Below are 22561 nucleotides of genomic sequence, written 5' to 3' on the forward strand. Positions count from 1 at the left end.
TTACAGCGTGCCCTGTTGTTGCAACCGGTAACTGCCATCTGCTTGTGGCACACCGCCGATCATTCCCAGAAACTGTTTTACCCCGGCATCGACGTTTTTGCTCGGCTTGATGTTGATGTCACGCTGAAATTGACGGTTGGCTTGCAGGGTGATTTGCCCATCGACGCCAAAAGCTGCATCCGGTGCGGAAGTCAGGCTGATTTGCTGGTTCTTGTCAGCATCTACTGTCAGGATGGCGCTGTACTGACCGAAACTTTGCGGATTCATCTGAATGCCTGCCCCCTGCCATTCCAGCCGCCCGCTGGTTTGTGGCAGGTTTTGCCGATCCCAGACGATCGTGTCGAGCGTGGCTTGCAACTGACCACGCAAGGGTGGAACCATGAAGCGTTGCAGATAAGGCGTAAGCGCCTGAACGGGCAGGTCAGTCAGGTTCATGTCATGGCACTGGAGGTTGCCACTGAAGCCGACGCTACAAATGCCATCCAGTTTTCCCCCTTGCCAGCGACCTTGCAGATGCGCGGACAGCTCGCCCTTGAACAGGGAGGCGAATTGCCAGTCCCATTGCACGTCCTGCAATTGCAGGTTTTGCCAGCGTAAGCTACTGGCAGAACCCTGCCAGGGTGAACCGGCAACACCTTGCAGTTTGAGTGGCAGGTTGGCAGGCAGACGTTCAGTCAATAACGCTGCCGGAAGTTGGGTCAGGGATGTCAGCAGGAAACTGACAACGCCAGTGAGGATCAGGGTTCGGGTTTTCATCGTTGCAAGGTGATTTGTGCGTCAACCAGCCCGGTTGCTTCACCGGGTTTCAGGGTCATGCTGGTAGCATGGGTAGCGTGCTGGCTTTCCATTTGTGCAAGGAAACGGATCAGGTTGTCAAACGGTTTGCCATCCAGTTTCAGGGCGACAGTATCCCTGTCCTGTTCTTCGGAGCTGGTTCCGGCTCCATCCAGTTGGTGTTGTTTCAGCAGGTGGTTGACGGTGGAATCCAGTGAGCCGCCCTGTGCTGGCTGCTGCTGGTCGGGAGAGCTTTGTAGCCTTGCGATGGCAGTGCGTTGTTGTTGCATCTGGGCGCGTATGTCGCGTGCGTCCTGCAAATCCTGTTGCAGGAAAGTGTGGTAGCGGGCAAGTGGTTTCCATACCAGTGTCCAGGCAAGGGCAATGCTGGCTAGGATGGCTGCTAGCAGCACCAGGTTGCGCTCGCGTTTGTTGAGGTTTTGCCACCAGCTTTTCATGACTTACCCCCCAGTGTCAGGTTGGCCTTGATGGTATCGGCAGAGCGGGAGGTCTTCAGGTCAACACTGCCCCCAATCGAGCTTTCCAACGCGGTGCGCAGTGATTCCACAGCTTGTTCGTCCTGTGTTTGCAATTCAATCGACAAGCTGCCGGACTGGGTTGTGATGTTTTTCACGCTCAACCCATCCACTTGTGACAGGGCTTCGGCAAGGGTGGCTAGATGGGTGAGAGAACTGTCCCCACCGGATTCTCCAGCCGTGCCGCGCAGTTTGAGCAGTTCCGATTCCAGCCGGGTTTTGAGACCGCGTGGGTCAAGGTCACTGGCAGCATCCGGGAACAACTCGGCGAACAGTTGCAGGTTTTCCGCATCCAGTGCATTCAGTTGCTGTTGCAGGCGGTAAGTATTGATGCCATACAGCCCTAGCCCCAGCAGTAGGGCGGCAAGCGCCAACCCGGCAGCCATCCGCCAGCGTTGTAACTGTTGCTTCAGGCGGGCGCTGTCTTCGGCTTGCCAACCATGCAGCAGGTTGAGTTTCATGGCATTTTGCAAGCTGGCGGCGTACAGTTGTTCAGCGTGTACTTCCGGGATGAGGGTGAAATGCTCATCATTTGCCCAGCTGATGGGTTGGTCGGCGTAGAGACGCAGGCGCAACGGGGCAGGGTTGGTTTCACGCAGGCTGGTTATGATCAGAGGTAGGGTGTGACTGTTACAGGCAAGACCACCCAGTTCACTGGTGCGAATCCAGACTTGTTCGCCCTGTTGCCATAGGGTCAGCGTGTCGCTTTCCCACGGCAAGGCGAACACATCCGGCAGGATGGCGTTGACGCGAAGCTGACGGGTGCGCAGGCTGGCAAGCCATTCGCTCAGGCGGGAGCGTTCGATGATGGCAACGTCAACCTGGGTGCTGTCAGGGCGGGCTTGCCAGATAATATGCTGATCTTCCGGGTCGCCTGCCAAGGCATCTTCGAGTGCGTAGGGAATAGCCTGTTTCAACTGGCGCTGGTTGCGGGTGTTGATGTTGGTGCTGGTGAGCAAGGCATCGCGGCTGGGAATCAGCAACACCACTTGTTGCCCGCGTGCTAGTGGCAGCAGGGTTTCCCACGAGCCATGTGTCCAGTCGGCAGCAGCGCCTTCCAGCAGTGCCCAGGCGGGTTCATTGTCGTCAGGTGTTTGCAGGCGTATTACTAGCATCGTCAGTCGTTGTTGTTGGTTTTGGTTCCGGCTCTTCTGCCCGGTCGAATTGGCGCATTATGACACGAATCGGTTTGCCGGGTTCACGATAAAATACACTATTCATGAAAACGGTTGCCCTGCCGACTGTCAGTTTCCCGCTCAGATGGAAGTAGCTGGACGATACATCCAGCGTTTCCTTCAACTGCTTTTCCAGCGCAGCATCTGCTTGGTCAGCCGGGTTGAAAGCCAGTGCAGCAAACAGGTCAGCGGTGGTCTTGAACGGCTTTTCGTTGTCAGGCAAGCGCCTGTCCATGATGGTCTTGATCCGGTCACTGCTGAGGCCGATGGCTTGCAGGACGGCTGCGCTGGTAGTGTTGGCGTTGACAGTGGTTTTTTTGAACGGCAGCACGGTAACGGTTTGCAGGAATGCGCCAAGTGCCTTGTTTTTCTGTGCAGGAGGTTCGATGTCCAGTTTCAGCAGGCGCAATTCACTGCTGTCGGCAAACGGCATGTCGGCGGCGCGGTAGGGGATGGCCCCGGACAGGTAGAAATCGGTTTCGGCGCTGTCGCCAGTCTGGATGATGGCATCAGGATCCATCCAGTCAATGATGACGGCGACGAATGATTCGGGTAAGCCAGCCGCTTGCGCCAGCTTTTTCAGGTGCTGGTCTTCGCCATTGGTGCGCAGCTTGCCTTTTTCGTCCAGCAGGTTGTTGATGTTGTAACGGCCTTGCAGGTCTTCGAGTTTTAACCTGAATTCACCAACCGTGACACTATTGCCTTCTTGCAAAGGCAATGTTGGCGGGTTTTTCGACCATTTTGCCCAGTCTTCATCCAGCGCGTCGTATTTGTTGCTTTTGGCATCGCGTTGCAGCTCCATTCCGGCGAACTGTTCCAGTGCGTAGGCGTATTGCCACGCCCGTTCCAGCGATTGGAAATTGTCGGTCTGGCGCACTGCACGGCTTTGGCGGGCAAGGATGACGGTTGCCAGCGTCACGATCAGCACAGCAACTACCAGCGTCGTCAGGATGGCGATGCCGCGTTGCTGATGGGGATTATTCGCTGGTGGTTGTCGGTGCATTGGGTGTAATGGGTGGCAAACGTTCGCTCAGGCGGCTGCCTTTTCCTTCGGTTAACTTGTAATCATAGATCGTAGTATACGCCATGACGGCCTGAACATACTCACGTGTTTCGGTAAACGGTATGCTTTCCACCCACTGGTCGGCATTGATCTGCACAGCCGGAGCCCATTGCAGCGGGCGACCTGGCCCGGCGTTATAGGCCGCGCTGGCTTGCGCATAATTTCCTTTGAATGTGCCGAGCATTTCGCTCAGGTAGGCACTACCCAGTTGTACATTGGTGGCAGGTTGCAAAATGTCTTCCTTGCCCCGGATGGTTAGCCCCAGTTTGCTGCCCACGGTTTTGGCGGTCGGCGGGATCAGTTGCATCAGGCCAAGGGCTTTTGCCCCGGATTCCGCCTGTGCGTCGAAAGCGCTTTCCCGGCGCATCACGCCCAGTATCCAAGCGGGTTGGATGCCTTGCTGCCGTGCCTGCTCCTGCACCAGATCGGTATGCACCAGCGGGAAGCGCAGGTGGACTTCATCCCATTCCTTGGCGCGGGAAATCGTCCAGATTGCCAGATTCGGTTCACCGGAATGCAAGGCCAGTTCGGCGGCTGCCAACATGCCTGCCTTATCCATCAGTTTGAGGGCGCGGAACCATTCCTTGCGCCCTTGTTCGCGGTTGCCGATGCTGAACCATTCGGCAGCACGTTGCAAAGCGGCGACTTTCTGCAAACCAGTCATGCGCTGGGTACGGTCAAGCGGGGCGGTTTGCAGGCTGCTGTAACTCTGCCCCAATCGGTCGGCAGAGAGGAAGCCGTAAAAGCTGGCGGTAGCTGCCAGTTGGCTGTAGAGGGAGGTGGCTTCGGTGGTTTTGCCGGTTTGTTCAAGGGCGCGGGCTTGCCAGTATTGCCAGTTGGCAGCATCCCGCTCGTTGTCGAAACGTAGTAGCTGGCTGGCTTGCAACACATTATTCCAGTCGTTGTGACGGGCAGCCATGCGGGCTAGCCACAGGTTGCCATCCTGTGTGCGGTGTTCGGCAGGAATCGCTGCCAGTCGGGCAATGGCGGCGGGTTCGTGGCGCAATGCCTGATTCATGCCGAGGACGCTTTCCACCTTGCCAGTTTCCGCTGGGGTGAATTTGAACGTCTGGCGGGCGCTTTGCCACAGGTTTTCGGCAGTTTGTGGTTCTTTTCTGGCAATACGTGTCAGCCCGTCGGTGAATGCCTCCCGCAGCAAGGCGGAATCAGGCTGTTTAAGCAGGTTTGGCAAGTTGGCTTGTGGGTCTTGGCGGGTCTTTATCCAGCTTTCAACCGCCTCACGCAGCTCAGGGGGCAAGTCACTAGCCAGTTGGGATGCCAGCGTACTCTGGTTTTTGTCGATGGCGATGCGGATGCGTGCCAGATAATCATCCATCGAAAGGGCAGTATGGTGGCGCAACAGGTCGGCTACAGGGGCGCAAGCCTCGCTAATGCCTTTGCTGATTCCCATCCATGCCTGCTTGCCGGTTTGCAGGGCAGTATTCTTTTGCCCCATTGCTGCCAAGGCTTGGGTGCGGTAACACTGGGTATCGGTATCGTCCAGATCGGCAGGAATCCAGTCCAGCAGTTTCTGCCACGCCTGCTGGTTTGCCAGCCGTTTGCCCAGGCGGGCGTAAATATCGTCCGACATCAGTGTGCCAGGGTTACGCCGGGCAAAGTCTGCAATCTGTGTGTCAGGCACTGCATCGAAAACCTGTTTGAGGTATTCGTATTCCAGCCAGGGGTACAAGGGGTATTGGCGCATGTCTGCGGGCAGGGCGACGAAACCGTCCACTTTGCCGGTTTGCAGGTCTGCATGGGTTTGCTGGAACAGGCTACGCTGCAATGCTGTTGGCGCTGCCTGACCGATGGGAGAGGCAAGCAGAAGCAGGGCGCAAACACGAGTGAAGAATGTTTTTGTCATTAAATGTCATTGGGCTGGGGTTGACGGGCTTAAGCGTCTCATAAATGGTGTGATGGATTCAAATGTAGCACTGTATTTGGCTGGATTTCATTCAGTTTACTGTTGTTGTCAGTCTAATGCTTACCATTGAGAATTCCAATTTTAGCAATGACTGATCTTGCGTTATAAGCTAGCATGTCGACAATTCTACTTTTTTCTTTGAGGAACGTGACAGATGGGTAACAGAATCCAGGTTGGCGGCTTGCAAGTGTCAACACTCTTACATGATTTCGTAAACAATCAGGCGCTACCAGGAACGGGCGTGGCTGCTGATGCTTTCTGGACAGGGCTGGAAGCCATCGTCAATGACCTTGCGCCCCGCAACCGTGAACTGCTGGCCAAACGCGATGCGCTGCAAGCCAAAATCGATGCCTGGCATCTGGACAACAAGGGCACAAATGACTTCGCCGCTTACAAGGCTTTCCTGCAAGACATCGGCTACCTGCTGCCGGAGGGTGACGCATTCCAGGTCACAACCGCCAATGTAGACAGCGAAATCACTGCCACCGCAGGCCCGCAACTGGTGGTTCCGGTGATGAATGCACGTTTCGCCCTCAACGCTGCCAACGCCCGCTGGGGTAGTTTGTATGACGCGCTGTATGGTACTGATGCGATCCCGTCCACTGACGGTGCGGAAGCTGGTTCCACCTTCAACCCGGTGCGTGGCGCGAAAGTTATCGAATTCGCCCGCAACTTCCTCGACGAAGCAGCCCCTTTGGTCAGTGGTTCCCACAAAGACGCCACCGGCTATGCGGTTGCCAACGGTGCACTGCAAGTAAGCCTGCAAGACGGTTCCACCACCGGTCTGGCACAGGCTGACAAGCTGGCAGGTTATCAGGGCGATGCGGCGGCACCTTCCGCCGTGCTGTTGGTCAACAACGGGATGCACTTTGAAATCCAGATCAACCGTGCAGGTGCTATTGGCAAAACTGACGCTGCCGGGATCAACGACATTCTGATGGAAGCGGCGCTGACTACTATCATGGACTGTGAAGACTCCGTAGCTGCCGTGGACGATGTAGACAAAACCCTGATCTACACCAACTGGCTGGGGCTGATGAAAGGCGACCTGACCGAACAGGTTTCCAAGGGCGGCAAAACCTTTACCCGTGCCATGAACCCGGATCGTACTTACACCGCAGCCGATGGTTCCAGCCTGATATTGCCGGGTCGCAGCCTGCTGTTCGTGCGCAACGTGGGGCATCTGATGACCAACCCGGCGATTCTGGACAAAGACGGTAACGAAATCCCGGAAGGCATCATGGACGGCTACATGACTTCCATGATTGCGATCCACAACCTGAAGGGCAATGCACAATTCGCCAACTCCCGCACCGGTTCGGTTTACATCGTCAAACCGAAAATGCATGGCCCGGAAGAAGTCGCCTTCACCAACGAACTGTTCGGTCGCGTGGAAGACGCGCTGGGTCTGGCTCGCAACACCCTGAAAGTCGGCATCATGGACGAAGAGCGCCGCACCACCGTCAACCTGAAAGAGTGCATCCGCGCCGCCAAAGAGCGCGTGGTGTTCATCAACACCGGCTTCCTTGACCGTACTGGCGATGAAATGCACACTTCGATGGAAGCAGGCCCGATGATCCGCAAGCACGACATGAAGTCTTCCGCGTGGATTCAAGCCTATGAAAACTGGAACGTGGACATCGGTCTGGAATGCGGCCTGCCGGGTCATGCACAGATCGGCAAGGGTATGTGGGCGATTCCTGACCAGATGGCAAACATGCTGGCAACCAAAATCGGGCATCCGCTGGCAGGGGCAAATACTGCGTGGGTTCCTTCCCCAACTGCAGCCGCCTTGCACGCCTTGCATTACCATAAGGTCAACGTGTTTGCGCGTCAGGAAGAGCTGAAAAGCCGCCCGCGTGCCAACATTGATGACATTCTCACCATTCCGGTTGCTGCCAACCCGAACTGGAGTGCAGAGGAAATCCAGCAGGAACTGGACAATAACGCGCAAGGCATCCTTGGCTACGTGGTACGTTGGGTCAACCAGGGTGTGGGCTGTTCCAAAGTACCGGATGTTAACGATGTGGGACTGATGGAAGACCGCGCTACCCTACGCATTTCCAGCCAGCACATGTGCAACTGGCTGCACCACGGTGTTTGTACCGCCGAGCAGGTGATGGAAGCCTTCAAGCGCATGGCGCTGAAGGTGGATGCGCAGAACGAAGGCGACCCGACTTACACCAAAATGAGCGGTAACTTCGACAAGAGCGTGGCGTTCAAGGCTGCTTGTGACCTCGTGTTCAAGGGGCGTGAGCAACCGAATGGCTACACCGAGCCGTTGCTGCACAAGTACCGTCAGGAAGCGAAGGTAGCGTTGTTCTTTTAAGGCTACGCCTTACCCCCCCATCCCCGCCCTTCCCCCGCAAGGGGGGAAGGGTATGTGTAGTGGCAACCCTGCCATTATTAGGTAATCACCCCACAGTATGAAAAATACGGCATAATGTGCCGCGTTTTTCTTGAAAATAACTGGAAATACTCCATGAAAGCATCCTTTTTCCCTCTGGCACTGGCATTATCTGCCAGCTTGCTGGCAACAGCGTGCAATGACAAGGCCGCAACTACGCCACAAGATGCCAAACCCGCAACCCGATCAACCACACAAGAGGCAAAACCGATGGCAGGATTGCAAATTACAGACGTAAAAGTAGGCGAAGGCACAGAGGCTACCGCTGGCAAAATGGTTTCCGTCCATTACACCGGCTGGCTGTATGACGAAAATGCACCCGACAAGCACGGCGCGAAATTCGACAGTTCCCGTGACCGTGGGCAACCGTTCCAGTTTCCGCTGGCTGGCGGGCGCGTTATCAAGGGTTGGGATGAAGGTGTACAAGGCATGAAAATCGGCGGGCAGCGTACCTTGGTGATTCCGCCGGAAATGGGCTACGGGGCACGCGGCGCAGGCGGTGTGATTCCACCTAACGCCACACTGGTCTTTGATGTGGAACTGCTCGGCGTACAGTAATCAATTTGCGCTGAAACGGAATTCCTTGACTGCCCAGGCATCGTTGCTGGCAGTCAGTACGAGACAGGAAGGCCCGCCATGCGTGCGGGTCTGGCCTGCGGCGCCGGGGTTGATCACCCACGGCAGGGCACTTTTATCCTGTACCATCTTGTGGGTGTGTCCATAGACAATCACTCGTGCATCCGGGTGTTTCTGCCGCAATGAGTCGTGACAAGGGGTGTGATGCCCATGTTCATGCCCGTGTTCGATGCAGATTTTGCCGCCCGGCAATGATAGCTCACTGACACTGGGCAGCGAGAAATCGACCATGCAGCGCGGCTCGTTATTGCCCGCTACTGCAATCACGATGGCACTCTTGGGCTGCATGGAAGCCAGCACTTCTTCCCCGCAAATGTCTCCTGCGTGAATCGCATAGTCGCATTCGCGGATAATGTCGATGATGCGCGGGTCGAGATGCCCGTGTGTATCGGAAATAATGGCAACGGAAACGCTCATTGTTCTACCCTGAAAACATGTATTTGGGCGCGATTCTCGCTTGCACGTGCGCGGATTGCAAGTTCCCTGCGAGCGTGTCTTTGGTTTGCTTTTGTCCATATAGCAAAAACCCGGCACGAGGCCGGGTTTTTGCTTCAGGCTTGCAAGCCAGCAGTTGCTTACCAGCGACCACCGCGTGCGCCACCGAAACCACCACCGCCACTGCGGTTATCGCGTGGTGCTTGTGGTTTAGCTTCGTTGACCTTGATGTCACGACCGTCAATGTTGACGCCGTTCATGCCCTGGATTGCTTTTTGTGCTTCGCTATTGCTGGACATTTCAACAAATGCAAAACCTTTGTTTTGCCCGGTATCGCGATCAGTAATCACGTTAACGGAATTGACCTGACCAAACTGGGCAAATTTTTCTTGCAGGCTTTGTTGGGTAATGGAATATGGCAAATTGCCGACGTAAAGCTTAGCGCTCATATTGTAACCTCCTTAAGGTTATTGGAAACCGCTCAAGAGGATGTAGACAGGATGCCCGCAGACTCGATAGAAACGATATGGATGAGTTACGCAGTATACAGGTTTTCTGGCAGGTAGATAGCCCGCCAGAAACATAATGCAGGTTTTTACCGGAATTTGCCTGAATTTGCAGGATTTGCTTCCACCGGAACCTCAGGAATCGTTGCCTTTTTCAGCTTCGCTTTCCAGTGCCGCCTTACGTTCGGCTTCCGCACGTTGCAAGTGCAGCTCGACGGCAGCCTTGTGACGCAGTTCGATAATATCTTTGCGTTCCTCCCAGCGCTGTTCGAGGATATTGGCGTGGGTAGGGATGGTCTGCTCATCAAACAGCACTTGGCGCAACAGGCGAAACGCAAACTTTTGCAGAGCAATATCGTCTTTCAATTCTTCACGGGTTTCGTCGCTGAGGATATAGACTTTGGCAAACTGTGGGCTTTCCACAAAGCGGCGGAAGCGGTCAATATCGAAACTGCCCATGAAATACAACTGGAAGCTGAGCGGATCAGGCTTGCCGATGGCGGGGCCTGCTGATTTCTTTTTCAGCATCAACTGCATCCATTCGCGGTTGATGGCATCGTATTCGGGCGTACCTTGTTGCTGGCGGTAGTCGTGGATGGTCATCACCTTGTCGGTGTGCCAGCCCTGGCAATGCGCTTCCTGATTGCGGAAGTAGTATTGCACGTCTTCGGAAGAGCCTTCGGCGCGATGTGACAGCACTCCCAGCCCGTAGTAACGGCAGGCGGCTGGGCGGTCTTCGTACACGCTGCAACCTTCCTCACGCACAAACAGGCAGGCTTTGCTTTCATCGGTGCGTAGTTTTACGCCAGGTGTGCCATGCCCATCAACCTGGAATGGCACTGTATATTGATCCAGAAATTCGCTGGAAGTCAGACCTAAACGCTTTTTCAGTCGCAGGATGTCAAAGGGAGCAAGCGTGACATCCGCCGCTTTGCAACAGATATTGAAACAGGAAACGCCCGGATGGCAGTTAAACTGGATGCTGGTGTTGTCTGTCAGCAGTTCAGGAACGAGGGTGCTTTGGAATTCCGCTGGAATATCGAGTTTTTCAGCCATGATCTTGTTTACCGGGGTGTGTACTGTGGAAAACGGGCAGTATAAAAAAAACGCCCCTGTCAGGCAAACAGGGGCACAGACTGTCAGGGTGATCAGTCTTACAGCTCAAATACTGGCAGCTTTTTGCCTACCAGTTCATGCTTCAGCGTAACATACTTCGGCATACCGTTTTCGTAAGGCGGGTAGTCTTCACCTTCGATCAGCGGTTGCAGGTACTCACGGCAAGCATCGGTAATGCCGTAGCCGTCTTCACTGATGTATTCCATCGGCATCATCTTTTCGACGTTGGCGATGTCTTTCAGCTCGCCCACACCAATGTGCCACTGATACGGGTTGTTGGAGGTGCGGATAACCGCAGGCATCACCGAGTTCTTGCCTTCCAGTGCCAGTTCAACGGCGGCCTTGCCCAGTGCGTAAGCCTGTTCCACGTCAGATTTTGACGACAGGTGGCGAGCCGCACGTTGCAGGTAGTCAGCTACCGCCCAGTGGAACTTGTAGCCCAGCGCGTCCTTGATCATGTTAGCAACCACGGGGGCAGCACCACCCAGTTGCGCATGACCGAAAGAGTCACGAGTGCCCTGTTCCGCCAAGAATTTACCGTCCGGGTAATGGCAACCTTCGGACACCACCACGCTGCAATAACCGTACTGTTTCACTTTGGCGTCGACGGTCGCGAGGAATTTTTCCTGGTTGAATTCGACTTCAGGGAACAGGATCACGACTGGAATATCGTTGTTGGCATCAGATGCCAAGCCACCTGCTGCGGCAATCCAGCCTGCGTGACGACCCATGACTTCCAGCACGAAAATCTTGGTGGAAGTGGCGCACATGGAAGCTACGTCGTAGCTGGCTTCACGGGTGGAAACAGCAATGTATTTGGCAACAGAACCGAAGCCGGGGCAGTTGTCGGTTACAGGTAGGTCATTGTCAACCGTTTTGGGTACATGCACAGCAGTGATCGGGAAGCCCATCGCATCAGACAACTGGGAAACTTTCAGGCAAGTATCGGCAGAGTCACCACCACCGTTGTAGAAGAAGTAACCGATGTTGTGTGCCTTGAAGACTTCAATCAGGCGCTCGTATTCGCGCTTGTTTTTTTCCAGGCTTTTCATTTTGTAACGGCAGGAACCGAACGCGCCGGATGGGGTGTGACGCAGCGCTGCTACATCGGCATCGGAAATCTTGCTGGTATCAATCAGGTTTTCCAACAGTGCGCCGATGATGCCGTTCTGGCCAGCGTAAACCGTGCCAATCTTGTCCTTGTGCTGGCGGGCGGTTTCAAGCACGCCACAGGCGGAGGCATTGATCACGGCAGTAACACCGCCGGATTGTGCGTAAAAGGCATTCTTTACGGTCATAAACAAACTCCTCTATGCGATCTCTAACTAACGTGTGGATTCAAACAGGAAAATTCTTTTTGCGTTCACTTTCGTGGTCGGCCTGCAAGCGCAGCAGGTATAAAACGCAATCAGCCAGATCGGTATATTCTTCGATACCTGTGCCGAAACGGTCTCTGACGGAATAGAAAAACTGCGAGCGGTAACTGTTTTCCCCAGTTTTGGCGAGTACAAACTGACAATCTTCGTGTTCCCAGTACATGGCTGGGCAATCGGTCAGGTTACGGTCAGCCGGAGACAGGCGGATTTCGACTTCGACTTCTTCAGCGGTTACTGTGCCTTTGCCCCAGCGTTCGTCGATGGTTTGCTGGATGATATGTTTTTCGAGGTCGGTCAGGGCAGGGATTGTCATCATGTGTGTTGCCTCTCGTTACGCTCAGTGAATGGTTGCGGTAGGGTCAGGCCCCGGAACACCAGAAGCGATACCGTAGCGCATTTCTTCCATGCTTGCATCACGGATGCTCAAAACCTTGACATGGAAAGTCATGGTCTGGCCTGCAAACGGGTGGTTGCCATCCAAGGTCACGATTTCAGGGGTGACACTGGTAATGCGGAATGTCTTGGTATCGCCGCTGTCATTCTGGAATTGCACTTCTTGCCCCACTCGGCGATACGGTGGTGGCACATTTTCGGTAGCTTCGGTAAAAATCAGGCTGGGATCAGATTCACCCCACGCACCCACACTGGGTAGTACTTCGGCAGAAACCTGTTCACCTTCGCCGCAGCCAACCAGTGCCTGTTCCACACTGTCGTACAGGCGATTATGCATCATGAACACCATGTTGACGGGTAAATCCACCTGTTCGACCACATCACCATTTTCGTTGGTAATGAAATAGCTGAACTGGACAACCTTGCCTGCACTGACTTTTTTGGGGGAATTGCTCATTATCATGTCCATCTACCCCTCACCCCAACCCCTCTCCCTCAAGGGGAGAGGGGCTAAGAGAAGTATCGTTGCTTCTTATCTCCCCTCTCCCCTTGAGGGAGAGGGGGCTAGGGGTATTAACCCAATGCCGCGAAAATCTGGTCGCGGATAGATTCAACCGAGCCAACACCCTCGATACGGATGTAACGCGGTGCGCTGGTGTCGCCGCTCGCTGCCCAATCCGTGTAATAGCCGATCAGTGGCGCAGTTTGTGCGTGATACACTTCCAGTCGCTTCAATACAGTTTCTTCCGCATCGTCAGCACGCTGGATCAGATCTTCGCCTGTAACATCGTCCTTGCCTTCAACCTTGGGAGGGTTGAAAACCACATGATAGGTACGGCCTGAAGCGACGTGAACCCGGCGACCACTCATGCGACGCACGATTTCACTGTCATCAACAGCAATTTCTACGACAGCATCAATATCAACACCTTGGGTTTTGAGGGCATCGGCTTGTGCCAGGGTACGGGGGAAACCGTCAAACAGGAAACCATTCTTGCAATCGTCTTCCTGAATACGTTCCTTGACCAGGCCGAGAATAATGTCGTCAGACACCAGGCCACCCGCATCCATCACTTTTTTGGCTTCGATGCCCAGTGGTGTGCCTGCCTTGACGGCTGCACGGAGCATGTCACCCGTGGAAATTTGCGGAATGCTGTACTTGTCCTTGATGAAACCGGCTTGCGTACCTTTGCCCGCGCCGGGGCCTCCTAACAGGATAACTTTCATGCGGAACTCCTCTATATTTTGTAACTGTGGACAAAAATCAGGGCATCCTGGGATGCCCTGATCTTGGCCTAAACCGATATTAAGGTTTAGTGCTGTTATAAAGCAACCCGATTAGTGGGCAGCAGGTTTGAACAGCTTGGATTTATCAACCAGATCCTTGTGAGCACGCTTGAATACGGTCCAGGTCTTGGTATTTTTGTCGTAGATGGAGTTGACGAAGCATTTCCAGTTCTGCTCATCGACAAAGTTGTAGTCTGTACGATAGTAGAAACCAGGGTAACGGGACTCTTCACGGAACTGGATGTGCTTCATGTGAGCTTCCGCCGTCAGAATACGGTGGTAGTTTTCCCAGGCACGCAGCAGTTCGTGCAGGTCTTTCGCACGCATCTTCATCGCGTCTTCTTTCAGCATACCCAGCTTTTCTTCAGCAACTGCCAGCATGTGACCGTTGGTGTTGTAGTAGGTAGCAACGCCCGCAACGTATTCGTCCATGATTTTTTGCAGACGGAACTGCAACATGCGAGGGGTGATGTAGTGTGGGTTTACATCAATCGCAGTGGTGTAGTCCTTGTGCTCCAGATAGGTACGGACTGGCTGATAGATTTCAGCAACCAGTTCATCCACGGAAGTGTCCAGGGTAGGAGTCCAGTCCTTGTTGTCGATGACAAACTTGACCATGGACTGCGCAGCCATACGGCCTTCAGTGTGGGAACCGGAAGAGAACTTGTGGCCAGATGCGCCAACACCGTCACCGGCAGTGAACAGGCCGCGTACTGTGGTCATACCACGGTAGCCCCAGTTCCAGCCTTGTGGCAGGTGAGCAGGGATCTTGTCCTTGTCTGCGTGTTCTTCAGTGGTTGGAGCACCAACGTCTTCAGGACCGGAAGCCCAGATACCGCAGCAGCCTGAGTGTGAACCCAGCAGGTACGGTTCGGTAGGCATCAACTCAGAGTTTTTCTTCTCTGGTTCAACGTTTTCACCAACCCAGATACCGCACTGACCGACGCACATGTCCAGGAAGTCTTCCCACGCTTCTGCTTCCAGGTGCTTTACTTCACGAGGAGACAGCGTTTCGCGCAGTTTGGCAAGGGCAGTTACGGTATCCATGTAGATTGGGCCGCGACCTTCCTTCATTTCCTTCAGCATCAGGTGGTTACGCAAGCAGGAAGCAGGAACCGCAGCCTGACCATACGGAGGATAGTCATTCAGCATTTCCTTGTTTTTCTGCATGTAAACTTCGCCGTAAGCGTTGGTTGCCTGGGCTTTGAACAGCAGGAACCATGCACCAACCGGGCCGTAACCGTCTTTGAAACGGGCTGGAACGAAACGGTTTTCCATCATGGTCAGTTCCGCACCGGCTTCAGCAGCCATGGTGTAGGTGGAGCCAGCGTTCCATACCGGATACCATGCACGACCTTGGCCTTCACCCACAGAACGTGGACGGAAGATGTTTACGCAACCACCGGCAGCCAGCAGGCAAGCCTTGAATTTGTAAACGTATACTTTGTCTTCACGAGTGGAGAAGCCAACAGCACCGGCAACGCGGTTTTTATCGTTAGCATCATTTACCAGTTTAACGATGAACACACGTTCCTGAATGTTGTCGGAACCCAGTGCTTTCTTGGCAGCTTCAGCAACAATCCACTTGTAGGATTCGCCGTTGATCATGATCTGCCATTTACCGGAACGAACTGGGTCGCCGCCGTCTTTCAGCAGCTTGCCGCCTTCTTTCGGCCAGGTAGCACCGTCAAAACGTTCGCCGTTAACGGTTTTCCAGATGGGCAGACCCCACTCTTCAAACAGGTGAACGGAATCGTCAACGTTACGACCCAAGTCATAGGCCAAGTCGTCACGGGTGATGCCCATCAGGTCGTTGGAGACCATGCGGGCATAGTCAGCCGGATCCTGGTGTGGGCCGATGTAAGTGTTGATTGCAGACAGACCCTGTGCAACCGCACCGGAACGATCCATTGCCGCTTTGTCAACCAGCTTGACAGTGATGTCGATGCCAGTTTCTTCTTTCGCAGCCTGAATCCAAGGCATGATTTCGTATGCAGCACCGCAAGCCGCCATACCACCACCGATCAGGAGGATGTCGACTTCTTCCTGGACAACCTCTGGATTACCAAATGTACCTGCCATTTGTATTTCCTCAATAATCTAATTCGTTAAAAATGAAGCGTTTGTTTGATCAGGCAATTACTTGCAGATCAGTTCGGCTGGGTTGCCAGCGCGGTAGCCGCCCATAACATCGCGGGTCAGCAGCGCTTTACCGATGTTAGCCATAACCGCTTTAGGCTTGCCACCGTAGCAGTCAATGGAACCTTCCGGGGTAGTACGGATCGGGAATTTGAAACGCTTCATGGTGCCGTTACGGAACTTGATGGACCACATGATGGAGTCCTGACCGCGCAGAGGCTGTACGGAACCGCCGAGTGGTACAACGTCAGCGTAGTGACGGGCTTCAATCGCGTTCTGAGGGCAGATCTTGACGCAGGAATAGCATTCCCAGCATTGATCAGGCTCCTGGTTGTAAGCCTTCATGGCGTGACCAGTGGCAGAACCGTCAACGTCCAGCTTCATCAGGTCGTGTGGGCAGATGTACATGCAAGCGGTGCGGTCGCCGCCCTTGCAGCCATCACATTTGTCAGTACGTACAAACGTAGGCATTGGTGTAACTCCTTCAATTAGGTTGTATTGCTACATTACGGTTACAGAACTCAACCGGCGACAACCACAGCCCCTCCTCAGAGTTACGCAGTTGCCGCCAGAGATACTTTCAAACAGACTTAACTGTTCTCACTTTGATAATAATCAATCAGGATCTGAGCCACTTCAGGACGGGAAAACTCCTTGGGTGGTGCAATGCCCTGACCAAGCATTTCACGAACTTTAGTGCCAGACAACAGTACAAAGTCTTCCTTCTTGTGATCAGGTGCTTCACACATCATCACAACCTTGTCCAGCTTCTTGGAGTAAGCGGTGTGGTCGGCGCGGAAGATCTCGATGTCAAGAGCGCCTTCAGGTACTTCCTTGTCGAAGATTTCCTGGGCATCAAATGCACCATAATGATCGCCAACACCCGCATGGTCACGACCAATAATGAAATGCGTCGCCCCCATGTTTTGGCGGAATACAGCGTGTAATACCGCTTCTTTCGGCCCCGCATACAACATGTCAAAACCGTAACCCGTTACCATCGCGCTGTTTGGCGGGAAGTACAGTTCCACCATTTTGCGGATGGCTGCGTCACGTACCGGTGCGGGGATGTCGCCCTTCTTCAGCTTGCCCAGCAGCATGTGGATGACCAGACCATCACAGCCGAGACGATCCATTGCCATGTGGCACAGTTCCTCGTGCGCCAGGTGCATCGGATTGCGGGTCTGGAAGGCAACGACCTTTTTCCAGCCGCGCTCGGTGATTTCGTTGCGAATTTCAACCGCAGTACGGAAAGTGTCGGGGAATTCGCTTTGGAAGTAGGAGAAGTTCAGCACCTTGATCGGCCCTGACAGACAAACCTTGCCTTGAGCATTGAAAGTATCCGCGCCGATATGCGCTTCACCTTCAGCAGGGCGATAAATTTGCTGAGTCATGGTAGCCATTTCTGCGTCAGTGAATGCTTCGACAGCTTCGACATCCATCACCGCCAAAACCGGATTACCGCTAACATTGGGGTCTCTCAAGGCAATGCGGTCTCCTGCCTTGATGCTACCGGCATCTTCAACCAGGTTCAGTACCGGCGTTGGCCAGAACAGGCCGGAAGTAGTATGCATGTTATCAGCGACTGACAGCGCATCTGCCTTGTTCATATAGCCAGTCAGCGGGTTGAAGTAGCCACCGCCGAGCATCACCGCATTCGCTGCTGTTGCAGAGCTGACTACGATTGAAACGAGACCTTCCGCTTCCTTCCGCAATGCTTCGTTTTCAGCACTGTCATAGACGAATAATGGATTCAGTTCATCGGAGCCGTGTGGTTTGATCATGCTAAGTTCCTGGCTAAAAGTTTATCAAAACGTTGGCTAACTATCAGGCTTGCTATAGAAAGTTTTCATTAGCCAAATGGTCAGAATTTTGAAACACGCACACTTTATAGACTTTTAAGACGCAAACCAATGCGTTTCTTTCTCTTGTGGCATAAGTAAAATTTATTAGGTCATCTACTGATACGTCTTTGTTTTTGATATTTAATATATCAGTATATTATTGAATTTTAATATAAAACTCCCGACTTAACCACTCGGGTAATCCCAATCCCTTAGTAATCCTTAGGTTTTAGACTTTGTGCGTCGCAACAACCAGACGTGCAAACCTTGGGCATTAAGTTCAGCATCTACCTCCAGCAATTTTCGGCTATTACTTTCGGGCAGGTTGCAGCCGTGGGTTTCTATCTCTTTTAGCCAGACAGAAAAAATTTGCTCCCGAAGGGTGTCAATGCGCCCTTCCGGTGCATTTTCCTGCTCTAGGGCGAGTGCGGCGAGATTGTCGATGCTGCTGCGAAGTTTGGGCAACATTTCCATGACATTGCTGACACGCCCATAGTGGGTCAGCAACATGGCAGCAGGTTGCAACGCTGCCAGCTTGTCGAGGCTGGTGTGCCATTCCTGCGGGGAAAAAGCCACTGGGGTGGTGGGGGCAAACATCCAGATGCCTTGTGCCGTGTCGAATTCGCGGTATGAAATGCCAAAGGTGTCGCCAGTGAAGCAGGATTTGCTGGCATGGTCGAATATGCAGCCGTGGTGGTTGGCGTGCCCCGGTGTGTCATGGAAGCTCAGAGTACGCCCGTTGAGATCCATGACATAACCATCCTCCGCAGCTATCAGCCGTTCTGCGGGTACGGCAACCAGCTTACCATAATCCCTAGCAAAGCCTTCCTCGCCATACACAGCGGTTGCACCTGCCTGCAAACGGGCAGGGTCGAGCATGTGGGGCGCACCTTTGGGGTGCACGATCAGGGTAGCATTCGGGCAACGTGCCATCAGTTCGCCTGCACCACCGCCGTGGTCGAGATGCACATGGGTCGGAATCACGTAACGCACGTGGTCGGCGCTTAGCCCGAGGTCTGCCAGCACTTCCATCAGCAAAGGAATGGTGTGGTAAGTGCCGGTATCGACAAAAGCCACCGCATCACCTTCCCGTATCAGATAACAGGCAGCCAGTTGCGGGCGGTACAGGTCAGTGTCAATACAGTAAATGCCATGACCCAAATCCTCATAACGTGCTTGCATGTGACTCTCTCCACGGTGGCTGATATTGCAATGCAGCAGTATACCCGGAAACGGGAATAATTTGTCATGGGCTTGGGCAATCCGGGTATAATCACCATTCCACAGTACTACAGTCAGATATTCAGGAGGAACTCATGGCAAGAACGCCCTCTACCATGCTGGAGTTAGGTACACAGGCTCCCGATTTCATGCTGCCCGAGCCTGCTACCGGAAAGATCGTTGCCCGCAAGGATTTCATTGGCAAACCTTTGCTGGTGGCTTTCATTTGCAACCATTGCCCTTATGTGATCCACATCCGTGACATGTTTGTGGAACTGGTGAAGGAATATCAGCAGCGCGGGGTGGTGGTGGTTGCCATCAATGCCAATGACGTTGCCAATTACCCGGATGACAGCCCAGAAAAAATGGTGGAAGAGGTGAATGCCCACGGCTACACCTTCCCTTATCTGTTTGACGATGCGCAAGATGTTGCCAAGGCTTATCAGGCTGCCTGTACGCCAGACCTGTTCCTGTTCGATGACAAGCATCGCCTGTTTTACCGGGGACAATTCGATGATGCCCGACCACGCAGCGATGAGCCGGTAACAGGTGCGGATTTGCGCCATGCGCTGGATCGGCTGCTGGACAATATGTATCCACCAGCCGATCAGAAGCCCTCGCTGGGCTGCAATATCAAGTGGAAAGCAGGCAACGAGCCGGATTATTACGGCTGAATCATGATTGCTGGCGCTTGAGCAGCCAGCTTTCCTGCATGGTCAGGAAATTCAGGAACACGGCGTCAAAATCTTCCACCACGGAGGTTTTGACCGCCTCCATTCCCAGCAATGCGTCACTCCACGCTTGCAGGCGGGTGCTCAGATCCAATGCCAGCCCTGCCAGACGGCGAGCCAATGATAGGCGCATGAACAGGGGCGCGTAGACCGTATCCACCAGTTTCAATTCGCTACCGGCAAAAAACGGGCCGGTGGCATCCACCACGCTTTCCAGCCGTTGCAAGCCTTGTTGCAGGGAAGCGTAGGCTTCGTTAAACGCAGTTTCATCCTTTGCTGTCACCATGCGGAACTGCCGCCCAATCAGGTCGGAACAGAATTCGATCCATGCGCGATGCTGGGCTTTTTCCAGCGGGTCAGCCGGGTGCAGGCTGGGCGGGTAGACTTCATCCAGATATTCCAGGATCACCGCCGACTCAAACAGTGGCTTGCCATCGACCAGCAATACCGGCACTTTGCCCAGTGGGGAAATGGCTTTGAACCAGTCGGGTGCGTCGTGCGGGTTGATATGGGTGAGGCTGTATTCGACGCCTTTCAGGTTGAGGGCAATCACGGAACGCTGCACGAATGGGCAAATCTTGAAACTGACCAGTTCCAGCTTGTGCGGGGTGGACATGGGTGAACTCCTGTTTGTTGGTGACATTGCTGCCCAACATAGCGCATTGGGTGTGAGGGTGGCAATTTTCTTGAGGTTATGGCATGACCAGCAGACAGGTGCTGGTTGGGGGCGGGTGGGCAGTTGCAACACGATCCAGCCTGTTGCTTGATAAAAAGCACGGCATTATTCCTCTGATAAGAAGAAACTATTGGTGTCAGGGTGGTTGTCGCCCTAGCGCAGGATGAATCCATAACGAGACGGAAGGTGATCGTATGCAGCCAATAACCAACAGAAAAATGCTCACTGTGGCAGTCGCGTGTACCTTGTTCAGTGTGAACGACGGGTGGGCTGCGCTTTCCGCGCGGGATCGCTGCGAACAGGCATTGACGATGATGGGGGTCAGTACGGCTGAGCGTACTGAGCGTGGCTGGGCTTCGCTGTGTGCTGGTGTCATCAACAATGAACCCATCACCCGTTACGGCAAATGGTATGGCCCCGGTTATTGGGGGGGGGCTGAAAATGCTGACAAGGCCGGGTTGGCTGCGCCGGTGGACTCCCTGGACGAAGTGGCGCAACGCCATGATTACGGTTATCTGGTGGCGGAAAAATACGGCAAGATTTATGGCAAGCAATACGAATACAAGCTCAAAGCCATGGCTGATAAAATTGCTGTGCGCGATGCGATGAAATTACCAGAAGACCCTGCCAAGTGGGAAAAAGTACCCGCCGACATTGAAGCTGCCAAACGTTATCATGACCGCATTATTACCGGCTTCATCCTGGAATCTGACATTTACAAGAATTTGGCTGATGCTACCAAGGTGGGCGATGCAATAACCAGCCCGTTTATTACGATGTTTGACCAGATTGATTATTCCCATGTGCCTGATGTGGAAAAGTTTGACCGCGAGGTCGCCAGTTATATTAATGGCTGGAAAAAAGACGTAGCCAAACAGGCTGAGGAAGACAAAAAAACCAAGGATCTGGCAGATGGGCACAAGGCTGGACAAGAAAAAGCACCCGGCGACGCTGAAGCGAAAGGGCAAACCGACAAGGAGCGTGCCGCCAGGGAAAAAGCGGAAGCTGACGCAGCCAGAAAACGTTTGGAAGACAAAATCAGGGACAGCAAGCAAGAGCCGGAAGAAAAGGTCAAACCCGAGGCTGAAAAGAAAAAAAGCTATGCAGACATGACGCCTGAAGAACGCCGTGAAGCCCTGAAAAACAATGATCCCGAAGCCTGGGATGCCTTAAAGGCTGGGCTGACAGGCGAAGACAGGCAAGCCGCTGCGGAAGAAGAGCCTGATGAGGCCAACCCACCACCACCCGCTGATACTGATGCCGACATTACTCCGGTCAAGGTCACTGCTTCCGGCTCAATGGATGACGACTACAGTGCTGGCGGTTTTACCAACATTGTAACAACCACCATTACCGTGTCATTCTGGAATGTGGGTAGCCAGGTATCCGGTTACGGTGATGCCTCATTTCACCGGCGTTCGGTCGCCTCACTGAATGGTGCAAGTGAGGAAGAGTCCTGTGGTGGTTCATTCTCTGGCGGGCCAAATGGGGTGCTCAGTTTTTCCGGCGCGTGTGCAGGTACAAAACTCGGCTTGCGGGGTGGTAGCACCATTAGTGCAGATGGGGTCACGCTAACCGTGTCCAACCCTGATGCGTTTAGTGCGTGGCAGAAATAGGGCATGGTGTCGTTTAACAACAGGCGCTACGGAATTCCCAGCAGCTTATGCGTTTGCACGCTCAGTTTCCACTGCGGATGCTGCATACAGTAAGCAATGGCTGCCTGGGTGTGCTGCGCCTGTTGCGTCCCATCCAGTGCTTGCAGGTAGAAATGCTGGAAATCCAGCCCCGCGAAACGTTCCGGCATGGCTAGTGCTTGCGGGTAAACCAGTTTCAGTTCATTGCCGTGCGTCAGTACCAGCGGCGCATCGGCCTTGGGGCTGACGCAAAGCCAGTCGATGCCGGAAGGGGCTGGCTTTGTGCCATTGGTTTCTACGGCAATTTCAAAGCCTCGGGCATGAATCGCTGCAATCAGGGCTGCATCCAGTTGCAGCAACGGTTCGCCGCCGGTAAACACCACGAAGCGGTTTACATCCTGCGCGACACCTGCCTGCCACAATTGTGTAATCCGTTCCGCCAGTGCTGCTGCCGTGCGGAATTTGCCGCCGTTGTCCCCATCCACCCCGACAAAATCGGTATCGCAAAAATCACACACGGCCTTGCGCCGATCCTGCTCCCGCCCTGACCACAGGTTGCACCCGGCAAAGCGGCAGAACAAGGCAGGGCGACCAGCGTGGAAGCCTTCGCCTTGTAATGTGTAGAACATTTCTTTGACGGAGTAAATCTTTCCCCCCCTCGCCCCTTGAGGGAGAGGGGGTTGGGGGG

At 54.0% G+C, this 22561-nt stretch carries 23 protein-coding genes; 5 read left to right on the forward strand and 18 right to left on the reverse strand.

The window, feature by feature from the left end:
* Genes B2U47_RS09470 through B2U47_RS09490 form a run of 5 tightly spaced genes read right to left on the reverse strand, consistent with a single transcriptional unit; the run spans position 1 to position 5412 of the window.
* Complete coding sequence (locus tag B2U47_RS09470; RefSeq protein WP_296679470.1) at positions 1-756, reverse strand: type II secretion system protein N; 756 nt, start codon at positions 754-756, stop codon at positions 1-3.
* Positions 753-1232: a type II secretion system protein GspM gene (gspM, locus tag B2U47_RS09475; RefSeq protein WP_296679468.1), complete on the reverse strand. Its 480-nt coding sequence runs from the start codon at positions 1230-1232 to the stop codon at positions 753-755. The genes B2U47_RS09470 and gspM overlap by 4 nt, the downstream gene beginning before the upstream one ends.
* Positions 1229-2425, reverse strand: coding sequence for a type II secretion system protein GspL (gene gspL / locus B2U47_RS09480; RefSeq protein ID WP_296679466.1), 1197 nt, complete (start codon positions 2423-2425; stop codon positions 1229-1231). The genes gspM and gspL overlap by 4 nt, the downstream gene beginning before the upstream one ends.
* Positions 2397-3488 (reverse strand): type II secretion system minor pseudopilin GspK, encoded by a 1092-nt coding sequence (gene gspK / locus B2U47_RS09485; RefSeq protein WP_296679464.1) that lies wholly within the window; start codon positions 3486-3488, stop codon positions 2397-2399. Before gspK ends, gspL begins: the two co-directional genes overlap by 29 nt.
* Positions 3463-5412, reverse strand: a complete 1950-nt coding sequence (locus B2U47_RS09490; protein WP_296679462.1) for a transglycosylase SLT domain-containing protein — start codon at positions 5410-5412, stop codon at positions 3463-3465. Before B2U47_RS09490 ends, gspK begins: the two co-directional genes overlap by 26 nt.
* A gap of 214 nt (positions 5413-5626) precedes the next feature.
* On the opposite strand from B2U47_RS09490, the gene B2U47_RS09495 reads away from it, so the two are divergent.
* Entirely contained in the window at positions 5627-7801 is a 2175-nt protein-coding gene (locus B2U47_RS09495; protein ID WP_296679460.1) for a malate synthase G, read from the forward strand.
* A gap of 153 nt (positions 7802-7954) precedes the next feature.
* Complete coding sequence (locus B2U47_RS09500; RefSeq protein WP_296679458.1) at positions 7955-8437, forward strand: FKBP-type peptidyl-prolyl cis-trans isomerase; 483 nt, start codon at positions 7955-7957, stop codon at positions 8435-8437.
* Here the strand turns inward: B2U47_RS09500 and B2U47_RS09505 are convergent, their stop codons facing one another.
* From B2U47_RS09505 to B2U47_RS09555, 11 genes are all read right to left on the reverse strand, one after another.
* Complete coding sequence (locus B2U47_RS09505; protein ID WP_296679456.1) at positions 8438-8932, reverse strand: metallophosphoesterase family protein; 495 nt, start codon at positions 8930-8932, stop codon at positions 8438-8440.
* Between the two features lie 158 nt (positions 8933-9090).
* Positions 9091-9399 (reverse strand): RNA recognition motif domain-containing protein, encoded by a 309-nt coding sequence (locus B2U47_RS09510; protein ID WP_296679454.1) that lies wholly within the window; start codon positions 9397-9399, stop codon positions 9091-9093.
* A gap of 192 nt (positions 9400-9591) precedes the next feature.
* Positions 9592-10512 carry a YkgJ family cysteine cluster protein gene (locus B2U47_RS09515; protein WP_296679452.1) on the reverse strand — a complete coding sequence of 307 codons (921 nt, stop codon included), beginning with the start codon at positions 10510-10512 and terminating at the stop codon, positions 9592-9594.
* A gap of 98 nt (positions 10513-10610) precedes the next feature.
* A complete protein-coding gene (locus tag B2U47_RS09520; RefSeq protein ID WP_296679450.1) occupies positions 10611-11870 on the reverse strand; it encodes a 6-phosphofructokinase in 1260 nt (419 codons plus the stop codon).
* A 40-nt stretch (positions 11871-11910) separates the two neighbouring features.
* Positions 11911-12264, reverse strand: a complete 354-nt coding sequence (locus B2U47_RS09525) for a hypothetical protein (protein WP_296679448.1) — start codon at positions 12262-12264, stop codon at positions 11911-11913.
* A 21-nt stretch (positions 12265-12285) separates the two neighbouring features.
* The gene (locus B2U47_RS09530; protein WP_296679446.1) at positions 12286-12798 is read right to left on the reverse strand and encodes an FKBP-type peptidyl-prolyl cis-trans isomerase; all 513 of its coding nucleotides are present in this window, start codon (positions 12796-12798) and stop codon (positions 12286-12288) included.
* Between the two features lie 116 nt (positions 12799-12914).
* Positions 12915-13568 carry an adenylate kinase gene (gene adk / locus B2U47_RS09535; RefSeq protein ID WP_296679444.1) on the reverse strand — a complete coding sequence of 218 codons (654 nt, stop codon included), beginning with the start codon at positions 13566-13568 and terminating at the stop codon, positions 12915-12917.
* Between the two features lie 111 nt (positions 13569-13679).
* A complete protein-coding gene (gene aprA, locus B2U47_RS09540) occupies positions 13680-15710 on the reverse strand; it encodes an adenylyl-sulfate reductase subunit alpha (protein ID WP_296679442.1) in 2031 nt (676 codons plus the stop codon).
* Between the two features lie 57 nt (positions 15711-15767).
* A complete protein-coding gene (aprB, locus tag B2U47_RS09545; protein WP_296679439.1) occupies positions 15768-16238 on the reverse strand; it encodes an adenylyl-sulfate reductase subunit beta in 471 nt (156 codons plus the stop codon).
* A 119-nt stretch (positions 16239-16357) separates the two neighbouring features.
* Complete coding sequence (sat, locus tag B2U47_RS09550; protein WP_296679437.1) at positions 16358-17551, reverse strand: sulfate adenylyltransferase; 1194 nt, start codon at positions 17549-17551, stop codon at positions 16358-16360.
* A 282-nt stretch (positions 17552-17833) separates the two neighbouring features.
* Positions 17834-18793, reverse strand: a complete 960-nt coding sequence (locus B2U47_RS09555; protein ID WP_296679436.1) for an MBL fold metallo-hydrolase — start codon at positions 18791-18793, stop codon at positions 17834-17836.
* Between the two features lie 134 nt (positions 18794-18927).
* Between B2U47_RS09555 and B2U47_RS09560 the strand changes: the two genes are divergently transcribed.
* Entirely contained in the window at positions 18928-19506 is a 579-nt protein-coding gene (locus tag B2U47_RS09560) for a thioredoxin family protein (RefSeq protein WP_296679434.1), read from the forward strand.
* A 1-nt stretch (position 19507) separates the two neighbouring features.
* Here B2U47_RS09560 and B2U47_RS09565 read toward each other — a convergent pair whose 3' ends face one another.
* Positions 19508-20179: a glutathione S-transferase family protein gene (locus tag B2U47_RS09565; RefSeq protein WP_296679432.1), complete on the reverse strand. Its 672-nt coding sequence runs from the start codon at positions 20177-20179 to the stop codon at positions 19508-19510.
* Between B2U47_RS09565 and B2U47_RS09570 the strand changes: the two genes are divergently transcribed.
* Positions 20178-20330 carry a hypothetical protein gene (locus tag B2U47_RS09570; RefSeq protein WP_296679430.1) on the forward strand — a complete coding sequence of 51 codons (153 nt, stop codon included), beginning with the start codon at positions 20178-20180 and terminating at the stop codon, positions 20328-20330. The genes B2U47_RS09565 and B2U47_RS09570 overlap by 2 nt on opposite strands.
* A 103-nt stretch (positions 20331-20433) precedes the next feature.
* Entirely contained in the window at positions 20434-21855 is a 1422-nt protein-coding gene (locus B2U47_RS09575) for a hypothetical protein (protein ID WP_296679427.1), read from the forward strand.
* 26 nt (positions 21856-21881) lie between these two features.
* Here B2U47_RS09575 and queE read toward each other — a convergent pair whose 3' ends face one another.
* On the reverse strand, positions 21882-22502 hold the full coding sequence (gene queE / locus B2U47_RS09580; protein ID WP_296683408.1) for a 7-carboxy-7-deazaguanine synthase: 621 nt from the start codon (positions 22500-22502) through the stop codon (positions 21882-21884).
* Between the last annotated feature and the right edge of the window lie 59 nt (positions 22503-22561).

The sequence above is a fragment of the Thiothrix sp. UBA5583 genome, from assembly GCA_002425225.1.
In the GTDB taxonomy this organism is placed as follows: Bacteria; Pseudomonadota; Gammaproteobacteria; order Thiotrichales; family Thiotrichaceae; genus Thiothrix; species Thiothrix moscowensis.

Coding starts and splice junctions, on each gene's coding strand:
- B2U47_RS09470 (WP_296679470.1), bottom strand. CDS start 756: ATGAAAACCCGAACCCTGATCCTCACTGGCGTTGTCAGTTTCCTGCTG.
- gspM (WP_296679468.1), bottom strand. CDS start 1,232: ATGAAAAGCTGGTGGCAAAACCTCAACAAACGCGAGCGCAACCTGGTG.
- gspL (WP_296679466.1), bottom strand. CDS start 2,425: ATGCTAGTAATACGCCTGCAAACACCTGACGACAATGAACCCGCCTGG.
- gspK (WP_296679464.1), bottom strand. CDS start 3,488: ATGCACCGACAACCACCAGCGAATAATCCCCATCAGCAACGCGGCATC.
- B2U47_RS09490 (WP_296679462.1), bottom strand. CDS start 5,412: ATGACAAAAACATTCTTCACTCGTGTTTGCGCCCTGCTTCTGCTTGCC.
- B2U47_RS09495 (WP_296679460.1), top strand. CDS start 5,627: ATGGGTAACAGAATCCAGGTTGGCGGCTTGCAAGTGTCAACACTCTTA.
- B2U47_RS09500 (WP_296679458.1), top strand. CDS start 7,955: ATGAAAGCATCCTTTTTCCCTCTGGCACTGGCATTATCTGCCAGCTTG.
- B2U47_RS09505 (WP_296679456.1), bottom strand. CDS start 8,932: ATGAGCGTTTCCGTTGCCATTATTTCCGATACACACGGGCATCTCGAC.
- B2U47_RS09510 (WP_296679454.1), bottom strand. CDS start 9,399: ATGAGCGCTAAGCTTTACGTCGGCAATTTGCCATATTCCATTACCCAA.
- B2U47_RS09515 (WP_296679452.1), bottom strand. CDS start 10,512: ATGGCTGAAAAACTCGATATTCCAGCGGAATTCCAAAGCACCCTCGTT.
- B2U47_RS09520 (WP_296679450.1), bottom strand. CDS start 11,870: ATGACCGTAAAGAATGCCTTTTACGCACAATCCGGCGGTGTTACTGCC.
- B2U47_RS09525 (WP_296679448.1), bottom strand. CDS start 12,264: ATGATGACAATCCCTGCCCTGACCGACCTCGAAAAACATATCATCCAG.
- B2U47_RS09530 (WP_296679446.1), bottom strand. CDS start 12,798: ATGAGCAATTCCCCCAAAAAAGTCAGTGCAGGCAAGGTTGTCCAGTTC.
- adk (WP_296679444.1), bottom strand. CDS start 13,568: ATGAAAGTTATCCTGTTAGGAGGCCCCGGCGCGGGCAAAGGTACGCAA.
- aprA (WP_296679442.1), bottom strand. CDS start 15,710: ATGGCAGGTACATTTGGTAATCCAGAGGTTGTCCAGGAAGAAGTCGAC.
- aprB (WP_296679439.1), bottom strand. CDS start 16,238: ATGCCTACGTTTGTACGTACTGACAAATGTGATGGCTGCAAGGGCGGC.
- sat (WP_296679437.1), bottom strand. CDS start 17,551: ATGATCAAACCACACGGCTCCGATGAACTGAATCCATTATTCGTCTAT.
- B2U47_RS09555 (WP_296679436.1), bottom strand. CDS start 18,793: ATGCAAGCACGTTATGAGGATTTGGGTCATGGCATTTACTGTATTGAC.
- B2U47_RS09560 (WP_296679434.1), top strand. CDS start 18,928: ATGGCAAGAACGCCCTCTACCATGCTGGAGTTAGGTACACAGGCTCCC.
- B2U47_RS09570 (WP_296679430.1), top strand. CDS start 20,178: ATGGGTGAACTCCTGTTTGTTGGTGACATTGCTGCCCAACATAGCGCA.
- B2U47_RS09565 (WP_296679432.1), bottom strand. CDS start 20,179: ATGTCCACCCCGCACAAGCTGGAACTGGTCAGTTTCAAGATTTGCCCA.
- B2U47_RS09575 (WP_296679427.1), top strand. CDS start 20,434: ATGCAGCCAATAACCAACAGAAAAATGCTCACTGTGGCAGTCGCGTGT.
- queE (WP_296683408.1), bottom strand. CDS start 22,502: ATGTTCTACACATTACAAGGCGAAGGCTTCCACGCTGGTCGCCCTGCC.